This window comes from Streptomyces sp. NPDC050423, assembly GCF_040655445.1.
In the GTDB taxonomy this organism is placed as follows: Bacteria; Actinomycetota; Actinomycetes; order Streptomycetales; family Streptomycetaceae; genus Streptomyces.
The window spans coordinates 112,136-127,774 of sequence record NZ_JBFAJY010000011.1; the positions used below are offsets into that span (position 1 = coordinate 112,136).

At 73.4% G+C, this 15,639-nt stretch carries 15 protein-coding genes; 11 read left to right on the forward strand and 4 right to left on the reverse strand.

The features are described from left to right. Positions 1–31 precede the first annotated feature (31 nt). Positions 32–1,009, forward strand: a complete 978-nt coding sequence (locus tag AB0I52_RS11260) for an ABC transporter substrate-binding protein (protein WP_363071172.1) — start codon at positions 32–34, stop codon at positions 1,007–1,009. 116 nt (positions 1,010–1,125) lie between these two features. Beyond that, a complete protein-coding gene (locus tag AB0I52_RS11265; protein WP_363071174.1) occupies positions 1,126–2,163 on the forward strand; it encodes a hypothetical protein in 1,038 nt (345 codons plus the stop codon). 35 nt (positions 2,164–2,198) lie between these two features. On the opposite strand, the gene AB0I52_RS11270 is transcribed toward AB0I52_RS11265, so the two are convergent. Beyond that, positions 2,199–3,341: an NADH-quinone oxidoreductase subunit D gene (locus tag AB0I52_RS11270; RefSeq protein WP_363071176.1), complete on the reverse strand. Its 1,143-nt coding sequence runs from the start codon at positions 3,339–3,341 to the stop codon at positions 2,199–2,201. Further along, positions 3,338–4,372 (reverse strand): SAM-dependent methyltransferase, encoded by a 1,035-nt coding sequence (locus tag AB0I52_RS11275; RefSeq protein ID WP_363071178.1) that lies wholly within the window; start codon positions 4,370–4,372, stop codon positions 3,338–3,340. The genes AB0I52_RS11270 and AB0I52_RS11275 overlap by 4 nt, the downstream gene beginning before the upstream one ends. Before the next feature lie 96 nt (positions 4,373–4,468). On the opposite strand from AB0I52_RS11275, the gene AB0I52_RS11280 reads away from it, so the two are divergent. After that, positions 4,469–5,674, forward strand: coding sequence for a sensor histidine kinase (locus AB0I52_RS11280; RefSeq protein WP_363071180.1), 1,206 nt, complete (start codon positions 4,469–4,471; stop codon positions 5,672–5,674). 75 nt (positions 5,675–5,749) lie between these two features. Next, complete coding sequence (locus tag AB0I52_RS11285) at positions 5,750–6,424, forward strand: response regulator transcription factor (protein ID WP_363071182.1); 675 nt, start codon at positions 5,750–5,752, stop codon at positions 6,422–6,424. Between the two features lie 15 nt (positions 6,425–6,439). Here the strand turns inward: AB0I52_RS11285 and AB0I52_RS11290 are convergent, their stop codons facing one another. Then, on the reverse strand, positions 6,440–7,552 hold the full coding sequence (locus tag AB0I52_RS11290) for a DUF5937 family protein (protein ID WP_363071261.1): 1,113 nt from the start codon (positions 7,550–7,552) through the stop codon (positions 6,440–6,442). Between the two features lie 85 nt (positions 7,553–7,637). Next, the gene (locus AB0I52_RS11295; RefSeq protein WP_363071184.1) at positions 7,638–8,870 is read right to left on the reverse strand and encodes a beta-eliminating lyase-related protein; all 1,233 of its coding nucleotides are present in this window, start codon (positions 8,868–8,870) and stop codon (positions 7,638–7,640) included. A gap of 213 nt (positions 8,871–9,083) precedes the next feature. Between AB0I52_RS11295 and AB0I52_RS11300 the strand changes: the two genes are divergently transcribed. The 7 genes from AB0I52_RS11300 to AB0I52_RS11330 all read left to right on the forward strand — a co-directional run bounded on the left by AB0I52_RS11300 (position 9,084) and on the right by AB0I52_RS11330 (position 15,630). Next, complete coding sequence (locus tag AB0I52_RS11300) at positions 9,084–10,046, forward strand: DUF2520 domain-containing protein (protein ID WP_363071186.1); 963 nt, start codon at positions 9,084–9,086, stop codon at positions 10,044–10,046. After that, positions 10,043–11,089, forward strand: coding sequence for a pantoate--beta-alanine ligase (panC, locus tag AB0I52_RS11305; protein WP_363071188.1), 1,047 nt, complete (start codon positions 10,043–10,045; stop codon positions 11,087–11,089). The genes AB0I52_RS11300 and panC overlap by 4 nt, the downstream gene beginning before the upstream one ends. Beyond that, positions 11,086–12,822, forward strand: coding sequence for an L-aspartate oxidase (locus tag AB0I52_RS11310; RefSeq protein WP_363071190.1), 1,737 nt, complete (start codon positions 11,086–11,088; stop codon positions 12,820–12,822). The genes panC and AB0I52_RS11310 overlap by 4 nt, the downstream gene beginning before the upstream one ends. Positions 12,823–12,824: 2 nt before the next feature. Next, positions 12,825–13,868: a carboxylating nicotinate-nucleotide diphosphorylase gene (gene nadC / locus AB0I52_RS11315; protein WP_363071192.1), complete on the forward strand. Its 1,044-nt coding sequence runs from the start codon at positions 12,825–12,827 to the stop codon at positions 13,866–13,868. After that, complete coding sequence (locus tag AB0I52_RS11320; RefSeq protein ID WP_362964144.1) at positions 13,868–14,665, forward strand: type III pantothenate kinase; 798 nt, start codon at positions 13,868–13,870, stop codon at positions 14,663–14,665. The genes nadC and AB0I52_RS11320 overlap by 1 nt, the downstream gene beginning before the upstream one ends. Before the next feature lie 149 nt (positions 14,666–14,814). Beyond that, positions 14,815–15,390 (forward strand): hypothetical protein, encoded by a 576-nt coding sequence (locus AB0I52_RS11325; RefSeq protein ID WP_363071263.1) that lies wholly within the window; start codon positions 14,815–14,817, stop codon positions 15,388–15,390. Positions 15,391–15,450: 60 nt separating this feature from the next. Continuing rightward, on the forward strand, positions 15,451–15,630 hold the full coding sequence (locus AB0I52_RS11330; RefSeq protein WP_363071194.1) for a hypothetical protein: 180 nt from the start codon (positions 15,451–15,453) through the stop codon (positions 15,628–15,630). The last annotated feature ends 9 nt before the right edge of the window (positions 15,631–15,639 follow it).

Sequence of the window (15,639 nt, forward strand, 5' to 3'; positions counted from 1 at the left end):
TATGGCCCTGTTGCCGTGGACGGAGAACTACATGAGCAAGACCTCGCGCATAGCCGGCGCGGTCATCGGCATCGTCGCGCTGGCGGGCTCGCTCGCCGCCTGCGGCGGTGACAGCCTGGAGAAGGACAAGGGCGCCCCGGCCGGCGGCGACGGCTCCGCCAAGAAGGGCTCGCTCGTCGTGGGCGCCGCCGCCTTCACCGAGTCCAAGGTGCTCGCGGAGCTGTACGCGCAGATCCTGGCCGACGCCGGATACAGCACCTCGGTCACCACGGTGAAGAACCGCGAACTGTACGAACCCTCCCTGGAGAAGGGCGAGATCGACGTCGTACCCGAATACGCGGCGACGATCACCGAATTCCTCAACGCCAAGGTGAACGGGGCGAAGGCGGCCGAGGAGAAACCGCTCGCGTCGGGCGACACCGCGGCCACCGTCGCGGCCCTGGAGAAGCTCGCCACTCCGCGCGGACTGAAGGTCCTGCCGGCCGGCAAGGCGATCGACCAGAACGCCTTCGCGGTCACCAGGGAATTCGCCGGGAAGAACAAGCTGACGACCCTTTCTGATCTCGGCGCATCCAAGATCAAGGTGAAGATCGCGGCGGGTGACGAGTGCGAGGTGCGGGCGTTCTGCGCGCCCGGACTGAAGAAGACGTACGGCATCGACGTGACCGGCATCGACCCCAAGGGAGTCGGCACCCCGCAGTCCAAGCAGGCGGTCAAGGACGGCAAGGACCAACTGGTCCTCACCACCACCACGGACGCGGTGCTTGACAGCTACGACCTGGTTTTCCTGGAGGACGACAAGAAGCTCCAGAACGCGGACAACGTTCTGCCGGTCCTCAATGCCAAGGACGCGGGCGCCCAGGACATCGCCGACGCACTCGGCAGGCTCACCGGCGCACTCACCACCCAGGACCTGGCGGAACTGAACCGCAAGGTCGACGCCGAGCGCGCCAAGCCCGAGGACGCGGCCAGGGAATACCTTCAGTCGAAAGGGTTGACCAAGAAGTAGCGAAGGCCCGCGCGCGGGAGCGGAAGTGCGTGTTTCCGGGGCCGTCAGGTAACCGGCGGGGAACAGATTGCCGGGCGGCCCCCCAAGCCGGCCGTGCGCACGGTAAATTTCAGGCCATGCCACGTGGACGCCATCGCCATTCGCCACCTCTGCACAGAATCCTTCCGCCTTCGGTCGTGGCCGGAGCCTCGGTTCTCTGTGCCGCGGCAGCCTGGCTGCCCGCCGATCCCCTGGTCCTGCGCGAGCTGGTCGCCGCCACGGCGGCCGCCGCCCTCACCGGCGCGTATCTGATGCGCAGCTGGGACCGGGAGGCGGGCCGTCGCGTCGCGGAGCTGACGCGCGCCCGCGCCGGCGACGAGTGGCGGGCCGAGGAACGCATAGCGGAGGTCGAGGCCGATCTGGACGAGTCGCGCGAGCTGCGCGCCCGTCTGGAGACGAAGCTGCGCCGCAAGCGCGTCGAACTGGCCGGGCTCCGCGGCGAGCACGCCGCGCTGCTGCGGCGGTACGCCAACGCCGAGACCGAGCGCGCCAGTGTGCTGGAGAGCCGCCGGCAGCTCGCCCTGGAGGCGGCCGCGCCGCCCCGCGAACTGCCCGCCGCGCGCAGCACCCCGACACCGGCCGGATATCTGCGCGCCGCCCAGGCGCTGGAGGACCTCACGCGCAACGGGGCGCTCCAGCAGGCGCGGCGCACCGCCGAGCAGGCCAGGGCGCGCGATCTCGCGGAGCGGGCCCGGCAGGCGGAGGAGCGGCAGGGGAAGCACGCGGCGGCCGCGCGCGCCGGGGCCACGCCGGACGACGAGCAGCACCGCCGTCCGGCGGCCGCCCTGCCCGCGCCGCCCCGGCCGCCCCGGGCACTGCCCGCCCAGCCCGCCCAGCGCGCCGTGCCGGCCGCCGGCGCGGTCGTCCCGTACGCGGCGTCCCGCCGCCATCTGGTGCCGCAGGGAAGCTTCGACTTCTTCGGTACGCAGAAGGCGCACGCCGCGATCGAGTCCGTGCAGAACGAGGACCTCGCCGACGTGGTGGGCGAGGAGGCGCTCGCCGCGCACCGCACGGGCACGGCCGAGAACCGGGCCGTCGGCAAGGTCATCGACCTGACCGCGCACGACGAGACCGAACAGCTGGACGTCGCGGAGCTGCGCAGCGCGATCTCGTAGCGGCGGGGGGCAGAGGCCTCCCGCCGCGGTCCGGGCTACTTGTCGATGTCGCCGACGACGAAGAACAGCGAGCCCAGGATCGCGACCATGTCGGCGACCAGGGTGCCGGGCAGCAGCTCGGTGAGCGCCTGGATGTTGTTGAACGACGCCGAGCGGAGCTTCAGCCGGTACGGGGTCTTCTCGCCCTTGGACACCAGGTAGTAGCCGTTGACGCCGAGCGGGTTCTCGGTCCAGGCGTAGGTGTGGCCCTCGGGGGCCTTGAGCACCTTGGGCAGCCGCTGATTGATCGGACCGGGCGCCAGGTCCGCCATCCGGTCCAGGCAGGCGTCCGCCAGGTCCAGGGCGTTGTGCGTCTGGTCCAGCAGGCACTCGAACCTGGCCAGACAGTCGCCCTCGGTGCGGGTGACGACCTTCAGGGTGTCCTGGAGCTCCCCGTACGCGAGATACGGCTCGTCCCGCCGCAGGTCGAAGTCGACGCCCGAGGCGCGGGCGATCGGCCCGGACACCCCGTACCCGTGCACGGCCCGCGCCGACAGCACGCCCACCCCGCGGGTACGGCCCCGGAAGATCTCGTTGCCGAGCACCAGCTTGTCGTAGACGTCCATCCGGGACCGGACCGAGGCGACGGCGTCCCGGGCGCGGCCGAGCCAGCCCGCCGGGAGGTCCTCCTTGAGGCCGCCGACCCGGTTGAACATGTAGTGCATCCGGCCGCCGGAGACCTCCTCCATCACGGCCTGGAGCTCCTCGCGCTCCCGGAACGCGTAGAACACCGGGGTGATCCCGCCGAGTTCCAGCGGGTACGAACCGAGGAACATCAGGTGGTTGAGGACCCGGTTCAGCTCGGCCAGCAGGGTGCGGGTCCACACCGCGCGCTCCGGGACCTCCATGCCGAGCATCCGCTCGACGGCCATCACGACGCCCAGTTCGTTGGAGAACGCCGACAGCCAGTCGTGGCGGTTGGCGAGCATCACGATCTGCCGGTAGTCGCGGGCCTCGAAGAGCTTCTCCGCGCCGCGGTGCATGTAGCCGATGACCGGTTCGGCGTGCTGGACGCGTTCGCCGTCCAGGACGATCCTCAGCCGGAGCACGCCGTGCGTGGAGGGGTGCTGCGGGCCGATGTTGAGCACCATGTCGGTGCTCTCCGCCGCGCCGCCGATGCCGACTGTGGTCTCCGTCATGCGGACAGTATCCCCGCGGGGGGCGGTGCCGTGGGGTGCGGGGGCAGCGTTCCCGAAGGGAGCGGCACCCGTTGCGTCAGCCAGCCGAAGCCGCCCAGGCCGCCGGGTGCGGTCAGCTCCGCCGCCTCGCCCGCCCCGGCCAGGGCCCGTACGTAGCCGGCCGGGTCGCTCGACGCCAGGGACAGCGGCGGGCGTCCGCCGCTGATGCCCAGGCCGTGCAGCGCCTCGCGCTGGGTGCGGATCTCCGCGTCCGGGCCGCCCGCCGCCGCGCACGCGTCCAGTGCCACGTGGGAGGTGAGGTCGCAGCTGCCGTCCGGCACCGGCCGGACCTCGCGCCCCGCCCGGAAGCCGGTCAGCGTGCCGAAGGGCGGCCGCGCCTCCCGTACGTGCATGTAGTCCACGGCCACCGCGAGCCCGGCGGACAGCGTGGACACCGCACGCGCCCACGCCTCGTCGCGCGGGCGGCCGATCTCCGCCCGGCCGCCCGGTCCCGCCGACGGCCACCAGCGGCTCAGCCACCGGGCGTCGGCCCCGCTCACCGGCCCGCCCAGCCGCTCCGCGCCGTCCGACGACCGGACCAGGACATAGCGGTCGACGCCGTCCGGGTCCGTCTCGGCGACCGGCGTCGGCACGTTGTCCAGCCACTCGTTGGCGAACAGCAGCCCGCGCACGCCCCGCGGAGGCTCCGCGCACCACTCCACCCGTGGGTCCAGACCGCGGGGGCGTGCGGCCAGCTCCACGGCGTACGCCCGTACCGCGAGACCGGCGCCGCCCTCCGCCGGAAGCGCGGCGAGCACTCCCGTCAACAGCTCTCCGCGCCCCGCCCCCAGATCCACCAGGTCCACCGAACCGGTCCCGAGCCCGTCGGCCGTCCTGACCAGCAGCCGGGCGACGGCCGCGGCGAACAGCCGGGAAGCGTGCACGGAGGTACGGAAATGACCCGCGGGCCCCTCGGGGCTCCGGTAGAACCCCCCGTCCCCGTACAAAGCGGTCTCGGCCGCCTCCTGCCACCCACGCCAGTCATCCGTCACCTGCCCAAGTCTCCACCTTGGGGAGTACGGTCTGCGGACCCGGATCGGCCCTTTGGCTGACCCACCCACCTGTCGGCTGTCCCTACGCTGGGTTACGTGCAGCGCCTCTACGATTTCATCCGCAGACACCCGTCGGGCGTCGACAGCTTCTGGGCTGTCTTCCTCCTCGGGATCTCCGGCGCGACCATCGTGGCGGGCGGCGCCGGGCGCGGGGAGGGCGAGCGCTTCGCCGTGGTGCCGGTCGTCATCGGTCTCAGCGTCGTCGTCGCACTGCGCCGCCGCGCACCCGAGAAGATGCTGCTGCTCGCCATCGCGATGGGCGTCGTCCAGCTGGTGTTCGGGGTCAGACCCATGACCGCGAACTTCGCCATGCTGGTGATCACCTTCACCGTGGCCACCGTCGGCGAGCGCTGGGCGTCCCGGCTCGCGCTGACGTGCAGCCTGTGCGCGGCCGGGCTCTCCCAGATCCGCTGGCCGAACCAGGAGCCGGGCGGCTGGGCGGAGGGGGGGTTCATCGTCGTCGTGATGACGGTGCCGTTCGTGCTGGCCTGGGTGCTGGGTGACTCGATGCGGACCCGGCGGGCCTACTTCGACCAGCTGGAGGAGCGTGCCGCCCGGCTGGAGCGGGAGCGCGAGGCGCAGTCGAAGGTCGCGGTGGCCGCCGAGCGGGCCCGTATCGCCCGTGAACTCCACGATGTCGTCGCGCACAACGTCTCGGTGATGGTGGTGCAGGCCGACGGCGCCGCCTTCGTCATGGACGCGGCACCCGATCAGGCCCGGCAGGCGCTGGAGACCATCTCCAGCACCGGCAGGCAGGCCCTCGCGGAGATGCGGCGGCTGCTCGGTGTGCTGAGGACCGGAGACGTACAGGAGAGCGGGGAGTACGTCCCGCAGCCCGATGTCGAGCAGATCGAGGACCTGGTCGACCAGGTCAGGCGGTCCGGTCTGACCGTCGACTTCAAGATCGAGGGCACGCCGCGCCCACTGCCCAGCGGCGTCGAGCTGACCGCGTACCGCATCGTGCAGGAGGCGCTGACCAACACGCGCAAGCACGGCGGCCCGAACGCCGGGGCCAGTGTGCGGCTGGTGTACTTCGACGACGGCCTCGGCCTGCTGGTGGAGGACGACGGCCGGGGCGCCGCGCACGAACTGTACGAGGACGGCGGCGCCGACGGCGCGGGCCACGGGATGATCGGCATGCGTGAGCGGGTCGGCATGGTCGGCGGCACGCTGGACGCCGGACCGCGCCCCGGCGGCGGATTCCGGATCAGCGCGCTGCTGCCGCTCAAACCGGCCGGCTAGGGACTTCTCGAACACGCCCTGGCCGCCCCGCCCATCGAGGACCGACCGCTGAACGAAACAGGAGACAGGTGCCCCATGGCGATCCGCGTGATGCTCGTCGACGACCAGATGCTGCTGCGTACCGGCTTCCGGATGGTGCTGGCCGCGCAGCCGGACATGGAGGTCGTCGCGGAGGCCGGCGACGGCGCGGAGGCGATCGAGAACCTGCGGTCCACCGCGGTCGACGTCGTACTGATGGATGTGCGGATGCCGAGGCTGGACGGCGTCGAGGCCACCCGCCGCATCTGCGCGGAGCCCGATGCGCCCAAGGTGCTCATCCTGACGACGTTCGACCTCGACGAGTACGCGTTCTCCGGGCTGAAGGCCGGGGCCAGCGGTTTCATGCTCAAGGACGTGCCACCGGGCGAACTGCTCGCCGCGATCCGGTCCGTGCACAGCGGTGACGCGGTCGTCGCGCCGTCCACCACCCGCCGGCTGCTCGACCGCTTCTCCCCGATGCTGCCGAGCGGTACGGCCGAACCGCGCCACAAGAACATCGCCAAGCTCACCGAACGGGAGCGTGAGGTGATGCTGCTGGTGGCGCAGGGCCTGTCGAACGGCGAGATCGCCGCGCGGCTGGTGCTCTCCGAGGCGACCGTGAAGACGCATGTCGGCCGCATCCTGACCAAGCTCGGCCTGCGCGACCGGGTGCAGGTCGTCGTCCTCGCCTACGAGACCGGGCTGGTGCGCGCCGGCGGCAGGGCGGGCTGAGCGCGGGCGTGCGCCTCAGCGCAGGATGCCCTCCAGGAAGTCGCTGCCGAGCCGCGCCACGACGGTCAGGTCCAGCTGGTGCAGCACGTACCGGCCGCGGCGCCGGGTGGTGATCAGACCGGCCTTCTTGAGCACCGTGAGATGACGGGAGACCTCGGGGGGCGTGATGCCGTGCGTCTCGGCGAGTTCCCCGGTCGTGTAGGGGGAGCGGGCGATGTTGCGGCACAGCCGCATCCGCATCGGGTGGGCCAGCGCCTCCATCCTCAGCTGAAGCAGCCCGACGGAGGCGGGGGAGGGCAGCTCCGGCCGGTGCACGGGGTAGTGGATCACCGGGCGCCAGCCCGGCGCGTGCAGCACCGTCAGATGCGGCCGGCCGAGGCTGGTCGGGATGAGCGTGATCCCGGGGCCCACGGCCGGGTCGGTGGCGTCGGTCGACCCCTCGGTCAGCTTGTCGATGTGGATCCGGTCCCCGGACGCGTCCAGTGACACCGCGGTGGAGACCGCGCCCATCGCCTCACCGATCCCCTTGTGCCGCAGCAGATCCGTCTTGTGCCGGGCGTCGGCCACCAGCTGGACCCGCGTCCGCCGCCAGGTGTCCGCGAAGAACGCCTGGTCGCAGTCCTCGAAGAGGCGCCGGATCCAGCGGCGTACGGAGGCGGGGTCGGTCAGCAGCCGCTGGGTGAACTCCGCCTGCTGCGGGCCGCGCGTCGCCGCCATGTCCAGGGCGCGGGCGCGCATCCCGGCGTTGACGAGGGGCGAGGGCGCGCCGGCCCCGTACAGGGCGGCGCAGGTGAATTCCAGGGCCGCGGCGACGAAGCGCTCGTCGTCCAGCCGGTCGAGGATGTCCAGGTCCTCCGCGAGGCCGGCGCCCGTCCTGCCGTCGCCGCCCCGGACCCCCGCGAACGGCAGGAAGACGTCCGAGAAGGTGTTCCGCCACAGGAAGTCCGCTCCGTGCAGCCGGTCGGCGAGATCCGGCTCCAGGGCCGTGGCGGTGGCCGTCGCCCAGCCGTGCAGGCCCGGGTGGTGCCCCGGCTCGGAGAGCGCGTGCAGGGCGAGCCCCAGCTCCGCGAGGGGGGAGGTCTCGAAGACGATGCGTCCGGGGTCCAGCCCCGTGATGTCGATGGTCACGCTCACCCCGCCATGGTGCCCGGTGAGCGGGGCGGGGCGGGCCCCGATTGACGGCCGGCGTCAATCGGCGGCCCGCCGGGGCGCCTCACTCCTGCCGGGCGAGCCGTTCCTGTTCGGCCACCAGCTTCAGGAAGTCGCCCAGGGCCGCCTTCACGTCCGCAGCCGTCCACGTCAGCCCCGACTCGGTCACGGTGACCTCCGTGCAGGAGATCCCGGGGGGCCCGGCGCCGGCCGGCTGCCACATGCGGAAGAGCGCCGTGCCCGTCTCCTCCGCCAGCCGCACCGACGCCTCCGTGAGGATGTCGTCCGCGTACGGCAGCCACACCTGGAACTGGTGCGTGTGCGGCGGGTCGGGATGCACCCGGAACCACCCGGCACCGGCCTCCGCGAAGCCCTCGGCCAGCGCCTCGGCCACCACCCGCGCCTGGGCCACGTACGACGGCAGCTTCGGCAGCTCCCGCTCCAGGCCGCTCAGAGCGGCGAGCGCCGCCGGGAACTGCTGGAAGAGCTGGCCGCCGTACCGGTGCCGCCAGGTCCTCGCCTCCTCGACCAGCGAGGCGGAACCGGCGAGCGCGGCCCCGGAGATCCCGCCGAGGGTCTTGTAGAACGACACGTACACACTGTCCGCGAGCGCCGTGATCTCCGGCAGCTCCCGGCCGAAGTGCGTCGCGCACTCCCACAGCCGCGCCCCGTCGAAGTGGACCACCGCATCGCGTTCGCGGGCGGCCGCCACCACCGCCTCCAGCTCCTCCCAGGTGGGCAGGACGTAGCCCGCGTCCCGCAGCGGCAGCTCCAGCATCAGGGTGCCGAACGGCTCGTCGAAGTCGCGGATCTCGTCCGCCGTGGGCAGCCGCGGCTCGGACGTCGGGTGCACGGTACGCAGCCCGCTCACCACCGACAGCGCGCCGCGCTCGTACATCTCGGGGTGGGCGAGCGGATGCAGCGCCACCGTCGGATTGCCGCTGCGCCCCGCCCAGCACCGCAGTGCGACCTGCTGGGCCATCGTCCCGGTCGGGAAGAACGCGACCGCCTCCATGCCCAGCACCTCGGCGATCCGCTGCTCCAGCTCGGCGACCACGCCGTCACCGTAGATGTCCACGGGCTGCCCGAGATCGGTGAGCGTGCCGGCGTCGGCGGACAGCGCGGCCAGCTGCTCGCCGATCGAGCGGTCCATCGGAGCCCGCCACAGGGTGCGCTCGGCCCGCTGCCATGCGGTGATCCGGCGGATCCGCGGGAAGTGGCCCGCGTCCTGGGGTCCGTCCGGGCCCGGTGTCTCGTCCGCCGTCTCGTCGCGCGCCTGCTCGTTCGTGTCTGCCATGGGACGATCATCACGCAGAAGCGGGCTCCTGCCCACGGGTTATTCGAACGGCCGACCGACCCCTTGCCCGAGCGCCCGACCCGCGTGACCTGCCGCCGGCCACCGGGGTTTCCCACAGCCTGTGGACAGCCGGGAGCCGGGCGAAACGCTGGCGTAGCATGCAGAGAAATCGTCCGGTACCCCCCGCGGACTGGAACGGAAGGCCACTGCCGCGTGAATGCAACAGCCCCCAAGGAGCCCCTCGACGCGAGGGACCGCCCCGCCCGCCTCACCGTCGGCGTCGTCGGCGCGGGCCGCGTCGGCCCCGCACTGGCCGCGGCCCTGCGGCTCGCCGGACACCGCCCGGTCGCCGTCTCGGGCGTCTCCGACGCCTCGGTGCGCCGCGCCGCCGCCCTGCTCCCCGACGTCCCCCTGGTGACGCCCGCCGAGGTCCTGGCGCGCGCCGAGCTCGTCCTGCTCACCGTGCCCGACGACGCCCTGCCGGGCCTCGTGGAGGGCCTCGCCGAGACCGGCGCGGTCCGGCCGGGACAGCTGATCGTGCACACCTCGGGGCGGTACGGCACGAAGGTGCTGGACCCCGCGCTGCGGGCCGGCGCACTGCCGCTCGCCCTGCACCCGGCGATGACGTTCACCGGCACCTCCGTGGACGTCCAGCGGCTGGCCGGCTGCTCCTTCGGCGTCACCGCCCCCGAACAGCTGAGGCTCGCGGCCGAGGCGCTGGTCATCGAGATGGGCGGCGAACCCGAGTGGATCGCCGAGGAGTCCCGCCCGCTCTACCACGCGGCTCTCGCCCTCGGCGCGAACCACCTGGTCACGCTGGTCGCCCAGTCGATGGAGCTGCTGCGCACGGCGGGGGTCGCCGCCCCCGACCGGATGCTCGGCCCGCTGCTCGGCGCCGCGCTCGACAACGCCCTGCGCTCCGGTGACGCCGCCCTGACCGGCCCGGTCGCCCGCGGCGACGCCGGCACGGTCGCCGCGCACATCGGGGAGCTGCGCACCCACGCCCCGCAGGCGGTGGCCGGATACGTCGCGATGGCCCGCGCCACCGCCGACCGCGCCCTCGCCCACGGCATGCTCAAGCCGGAGCTCGCCGAGGACCTGCTCGGCGTCCTGGCCGACGGCGACCGTACCGAGGGCGGCCGCACCGGCACCGCCGGACCGGAGGAGTCCCGATGACCGACCCCGCCGCCACCCTGCTCCGCACCGCCGCCGAGCTCGACGCGTACGCCCCGGCCACGACCGCCGACAGCACGGCCGACGCCCCCCGCGCCCGCCCCGAGCGCGCCGTCGTGATGACGATGGGTGCCCTGCACGAGGGCCACGCCTCGCTGATCCGCGCCGCCCGCGCGGTCGTCGGCCCGGCCGGTCAGGTCGTCGTCACCGTCTTCGTCAACCCGCTCCAGTTCGGGGAGGCGGCCGACCTCGACCGCTACCCCCGCACCCTCGACGCCGATCTCGCCCTCGCGGGTGCCGCCGGCGCCGACGCCGTCCTCGCCCCGTCCGTCGACGAGGTATACCCCGGCGGTGAACCGCAGGTACGGATCTCGGCCGGCCCGATGGGCGAGCGGCTCGAAGGGGCCTCGCGCCCGGGGCACTTCGACGGGATGCTCACCGTCGTCGCCAAGCTGCTCCACCTCACCCGTCCCGACCTCGCGTTCTACGGGCAGAAGGACGCCCAGCAGCTGGCGCTGATCCGCCGCATGGTGCGCGATCTGAACTTCCCCGTGGAGATCGTGGGGGTGGAGACGGCCCGGGAGCCCGACGGCCTCGCGCTCTCCAGCCGCAACCGCTTCCTCGACGCGCACGAGCGCCACACCGCCCTCGCGCTGTCCCGGGCCCTGTTCGCCGCCCGCGACCGGCTCGCCGCCCAGCAGGCGCTGCACGCCCGCGCGCTGTCCGGCGGGGCGAGCGAGGACCGGGCCGCCGGGCTCATCCGGCTCGGTGAGGCCCGGCTGGCCGCCGACGCTCAGGCGGTCGCCCGCGCCAGGCCGGACGGCGGACCGGCCGCCGTGCGCGCCGCCGCCCGCGCGGTCCTGGACGACGCGGCGGCCGAACAGCCCCCGCTCGCACTCGACTACGTGGCCCTCGTGGACCCGGCGGACTTCACCGAGTTCCCCGACGACCGCACCGCCGGCGACGCGGTGCTCGCCGTCGCCGCCCGGGTGGGCGCCACCCGGCTCATCGACAACATCCCGCTGACCTTCGGAGCCACCTCGTGACCGGAATACGGCTGACCGCCCCCGCCCCCGGCTGGTCCATCGACGCCGACGTCGTGGTGGTGGGCTCCGGCGTGGCCGGCCTCACCACCGCACTGCGCTGCGCCGCCGCGGGCCTCGCCACCGTCGTCGTCACCAAGGCCCGGCTCGACGACGGCTCGACCCGCTGGGCCCAGGGCGGCGTCGCCGCGGCCCTCGGCGAGGGCGACACCCCGGAGCAGCACCTCGACGACACCCTGGTCGCGGGCGCGGGCCTGTGCGACGAGGCGGCGGTACGTACGCTCGTCACCGAGGGCCCCGGCGCGGTACGCCGGCTGATCGGGACCGGCGCCCACTTCGACACCACGGACGACGGCGCCATCGCGCTGGCCCGCGAGGGCGGCCACCACCGCCGCCGCATCGCCCACGCGGGCGGCGACGCGACCGGCGCGGAGATCTCCCGCGCCCTGGTCGAGGCGGTCCGCTCGGCCGCCCTGCACACCGTCGAGAACGCCCTTGTGCTCGACCTCCTCACCGACGCCGAAGGCCGTACGGCCGGTGTCACCCTGCACGTCATGGGCGAGGGCCAGCACGACGGCGTCGGCGCGGTGCACGCCCCCGCGGTGGTCCTCGCCACCGGCGGCATGGGCCAGGTCTTCTCCGCCACCACCAACCCGTCGGTCTCCACCGGCGACGGCGTGGCGCTCGCGCTGCGGGCCGGCGCGGAGGTCTCGGACCTCGAATTCGTCCAGTTCCACCCCACCGTGCTCTTCCTGGGCGCCGGCGCCGAGGGACAGCAGCCCCTGGTGTCGGAGGCGGTACGGGGCGAGGGCGCCCATCTCGTCGACGCGTCCGGTACGCGCTTCATGCTCGGGCAGCACGAGATGGCGGAGCTCGCCCCGCGCGACATCGTCGCCAAGGCCATCACCCGCCAGATGCAGCTGCACGGCACCGAGCACATGTACCTCGACGCCCGCCACTTCGGTGCCGAGATGTGGGAGCAGCGCTTCCCCACCATCCTGGCGGCCTGCCGGGCGCACGGCATCGATCCGGTCAACGAGCCGGTCCCGGTCGCCCCGGCCGCGCACTACGCCTCCGGCGGCATCCGCACCGACCTGCGGGGACGTACGACCGTGCCGGGTCTGTACGCCTGCGGCGAGGTCGCCTGTACCGGGGTGCACGGCGCCAACCGGCTGGCGTCCAACTCGCTCCTCGAAGGACTGGTGTTCGCCGAGCGCATCGCGGCCGACATCGTCGCGGACCGCCCGCGCGCGGGCGCCGAGGCCGTCGTCACGCACCCGGTGACCTCGCCGCTGCTGGACCCCGGGGCCCGGGGCACGATCCAGCGCATCATGACCCGCGGAGCCGGCGTCCTGCGCTCCGCCGACAGCCTCGCCACCGCCGCCGACGAGCTGGAGGACCTGCACCGCAGCGCGTTCCTGAAGGCCGACGCGGCCGAGCCGAAGCTCGCGGTGCCCGGCGTCGAGGCCTGGGAGGCCACCAACCTGCTCCTGGTCTCCCGGGTGCTGGTCGCCGCGGCCGGGCAGCGCGAGGAGACCCGCGGCTGCCACTGGCGCGAGGACCGGCCCGAGCGCGACGACGAGAACTGGCGCCGCCACCTCGTCGTACGGCTCACCCCCGACCGGCAGCTGGTCATCCGGCGGACGGATACCGAGGCGTTCGGCCCCGTACGCCCGGCCGGGGCAGCAGACTGCGCAGCAGCAAGCACCACTCACCCCACCCCCGAGGAGCCGTAACCGTGAGCACGCCCGAAGAGAATCCGCGCCCCACACCCGTGGACGTACCGCTGATCCAGATCGGCGCGCCCGCACCCGCCGCGGGCGGCTGCGGCGACGGCTGCGGCTGCGGCGGGGGCGACGGCTACGAGCTGGACGACCTGGAGTGCGGCCTCGACCCGTCGCTCGCCCAGCTCCTCGCCGACGCGGGCCTCGACCCGGTTCAGGTGGAGGACGTCGCGCACGTCGCCATCGCGGAGGACCTCGACGGCGGGGTGGACGTCACGACCGTGGCCACCGTCCCCGAGGACGCCGTGGCCACCGGCGACTTCACCGCACGCGAGGCGGGTGTGGTGGCCGGGCTGCACGTCGCCGAGGCCGTCCTGTCCATCGTCTGCACCTCCGAGTTCGAGGTCGAGCGGCACGTCGAGGACGGCGACCGCGTCGTCCCCGGCCAGAAGCTGCTGACCGTCACCACCCGGACCCGCGACCTGCTCACCGGCGAGCGTGGCGCGCTCAACCTGCTCTGCAGGCTCTCCGGCATCGCCACCGCCACCCGCGCCTGGGCCGATGTGCTCGAAGGCACGAAGGCCAAGGTCCGCGACACCCGCAAGACGACCCCGGGCCTGCGCGCCCTGGAGAAGTACGCGGTGCGCTGCGGCGGTGGGGTCAACCACCGCATGTCGCTGTCCGACGCCGCGCTCGTCAAGGACAACCACGTCATCGCGGCGGGCGGGGTGGCCGAGGCCTTCAAGCGGGTCAGGGACGAGTTCCCGGAGATCCCGATCGAGGTCGAGGTCGACACGTTGCAGCAGGTCATCGAGGTGCTGGAGGCGGGCGCCGACCTGATCCTGCTGGACAACCTCACCCCCTCGCAGACGGCCGAGGCCGTCGCCCTCGTGGGCGGCCGCGCGGTCCTGGAGTCCTCCGGCCGGCTGTCGCTGGACTCCGCCCGTGCCTACGCCGAGGCCGGGGTGGACTACCTGGCCGTCGGCGCGCTCACCCACTCCTCGCCGATCCTCGACATCGGCCTGGACTTCCGCGACACCGACGGGGCCGGCGCCTGATGCTGCTCACCATCGACGTCGGAAACACCCACACGGTGCTCGGCCTGTTCGACGGTGAGGAGATCGTCGAGCACTGGCGGATCTCCACCGACGCCCGCCGCACCGCGGACGAGCTGGCGGTGCTGCTCCAGGGCCTGATGGGCATGCACCCGCTGCTGGGCATGGAGCTGGGCGACGGCATCGAGGGCATCGCCATCTGCTCCACCGTCCCGGCGGTCCTGCACGAGCTGCGCGAGGTGACCCGCCGCTACTACGGCGACGTCCCCGCCGTTCTCGTCGAGCCGGGCATCAAGACGGGCGTGCCGATCCTGATGGACAACCCGAAGGAGGTCGGCGCGGACCGCATCATCAACGCGGTCGCCGCAGTCGACCTGTACGGCGGTCCGGCGATCGTCGTCGACTTCGGCACGGCCACCACCTTCGACGCGGTCTCCGCCCGCGGCGAGTACACCGGCGGCGTCATCGCGCCCGGCATCGAGATCTCGGTCGAGGCGCTCGGCGTCAAGGGCGCGCAACTGCGCAAGATCGAGCTGGCCCGGCCGCGCAGCGTGATCGGCAAGAACACCGTCGAGGCCATGCAGTCGGGCATCATCTACGGCTTCGCCGGCCAGGTCGACGGAGTCGTCGGGCGGATGAAGAAGGAACTGGCGGCCGACCCCGACGACGTCACGGTCATCGCGACGGGCGGCCTTGCTCCGATGGTGCTGGGCGAGTCCTCGGCCATAGACGAGCACGAGCCCTGGCTCACGCTCATCGGCCTGCGCCTGGTGTACGAGCGCAACGTGTCGCGCCTGTAGCCGGGGCCCTGCCACCAGGCCCTGACCGGCGGTCCGGCGGCGCGGCGGCTCATCGGGCCGCCGCGCCGCCTGACGGCCAGTTAAACGGATTTTGTCCATTTAGCACGTATTGTCGCGTCATGCCCACGCCCTACGGATCACGCGGCGGTATGGCGTTCAGCGCGGACGAGCTGCGAGTGCTCCGACGTGCCCTCGCCATCGCCCTCCACCCCGCGCCCCTGCCCGACGAGGATGTCCAGGACTGCCTGCGGCTAGCGGGCTCCGTGGACGAGACGGTCGGCGAGGCGGGACGGCTGCGCGCCTTCCTGCTCGCCGACCTCGTCCGCTACCGAAACGCCCTCCCCGGCTCCCTCAGCGGCTATCTGGAGCTCCTCCAGGACGCTCTGGCTGCCGGGTACGACCCCCGTCCCGAGGATCTGGCCGCGCTGCGCGCCCTGCGCGGCGGGCCGGTCGCCGCGGCGCTCCTGGAGCGCTGTCAGGTGCTCGCGGAGCGCTCGGTGCGCGCCCGGCTGGCCGGGCGCGCCGTCGCCGCGACGACCCCCGCGCCCCGCAGCCGGCTGCTCGCACTGCCCGGCGGCCGTGCCGCGGAGCCGGACAAGCCGAAGGTCCCGGCGGCCCCGCCCCGTCCCGCGGCGCCGTCCGAACGCCCGGCGCCGAAGCCCTCGGAGGTCTTCCCGCCCCGCCGCCGCCCGGTGCCCCCGCCGCAGCAGCGCGCCGCGGGGTAGCGCGGCGCGCTGCGGAGGGGGCGCGCGGAAGTCCGTACCGGGCTCGCTACTCTGGACGGCATGGACTACGTATCCGCGCTCGTGCCCCCCGTGGTGATGGCAGCCTTCTTCATCGGCCTGGTCGTGACGATCGTCAAGAGCCAGGGCGGTCCCAACAAGGCCAAAGAGGATGCGGCCGTGGATGCGGCGATCAGCCGCGTGGAATCGGCCCACCAGTCCCCGCGGACCGAAGCGGTCTGACTCGCCGAG

Excerpts from the sequence above, each read along its gene's own strand:
- AB0I52_RS11320 (WP_362964144.1), top strand. The coding sequence starts at position 13,868 with ATGCTGCTCACCATCGACGTCGGAAACACCCACACGGTGCTCGGCCTG.
- panC (WP_363071188.1), top strand. The coding sequence starts at position 10,043 with ATGACCGACCCCGCCGCCACCCTGCTCCGCACCGCCGCCGAGCTCGAC.
- AB0I52_RS11270 (WP_363071176.1), bottom strand. The coding sequence starts at position 3,341 with ATGACGGAGACCACAGTCGGCATCGGCGGCGCGGCGGAGAGCACCGAC.
- AB0I52_RS11285 (WP_363071182.1), top strand. The coding sequence starts at position 5,750 with ATGGCGATCCGCGTGATGCTCGTCGACGACCAGATGCTGCTGCGTACC.
- AB0I52_RS11265 (WP_363071174.1), top strand. The coding sequence starts at position 1,126 with ATGCCACGTGGACGCCATCGCCATTCGCCACCTCTGCACAGAATCCTT.
- AB0I52_RS11330 (WP_363071194.1), top strand. The coding sequence starts at position 15,451 with ATGGACTACGTATCCGCGCTCGTGCCCCCCGTGGTGATGGCAGCCTTC.
- AB0I52_RS11260 (WP_363071172.1), top strand. The coding sequence starts at position 32 with ATGAGCAAGACCTCGCGCATAGCCGGCGCGGTCATCGGCATCGTCGCG.
- AB0I52_RS11295 (WP_363071184.1), bottom strand. The coding sequence starts at position 8,870 with ATGGCAGACACGAACGAGCAGGCGCGCGACGAGACGGCGGACGAGACA.
- AB0I52_RS11325 (WP_363071263.1), top strand. The coding sequence starts at position 14,815 with ATGGCGTTCAGCGCGGACGAGCTGCGAGTGCTCCGACGTGCCCTCGCC.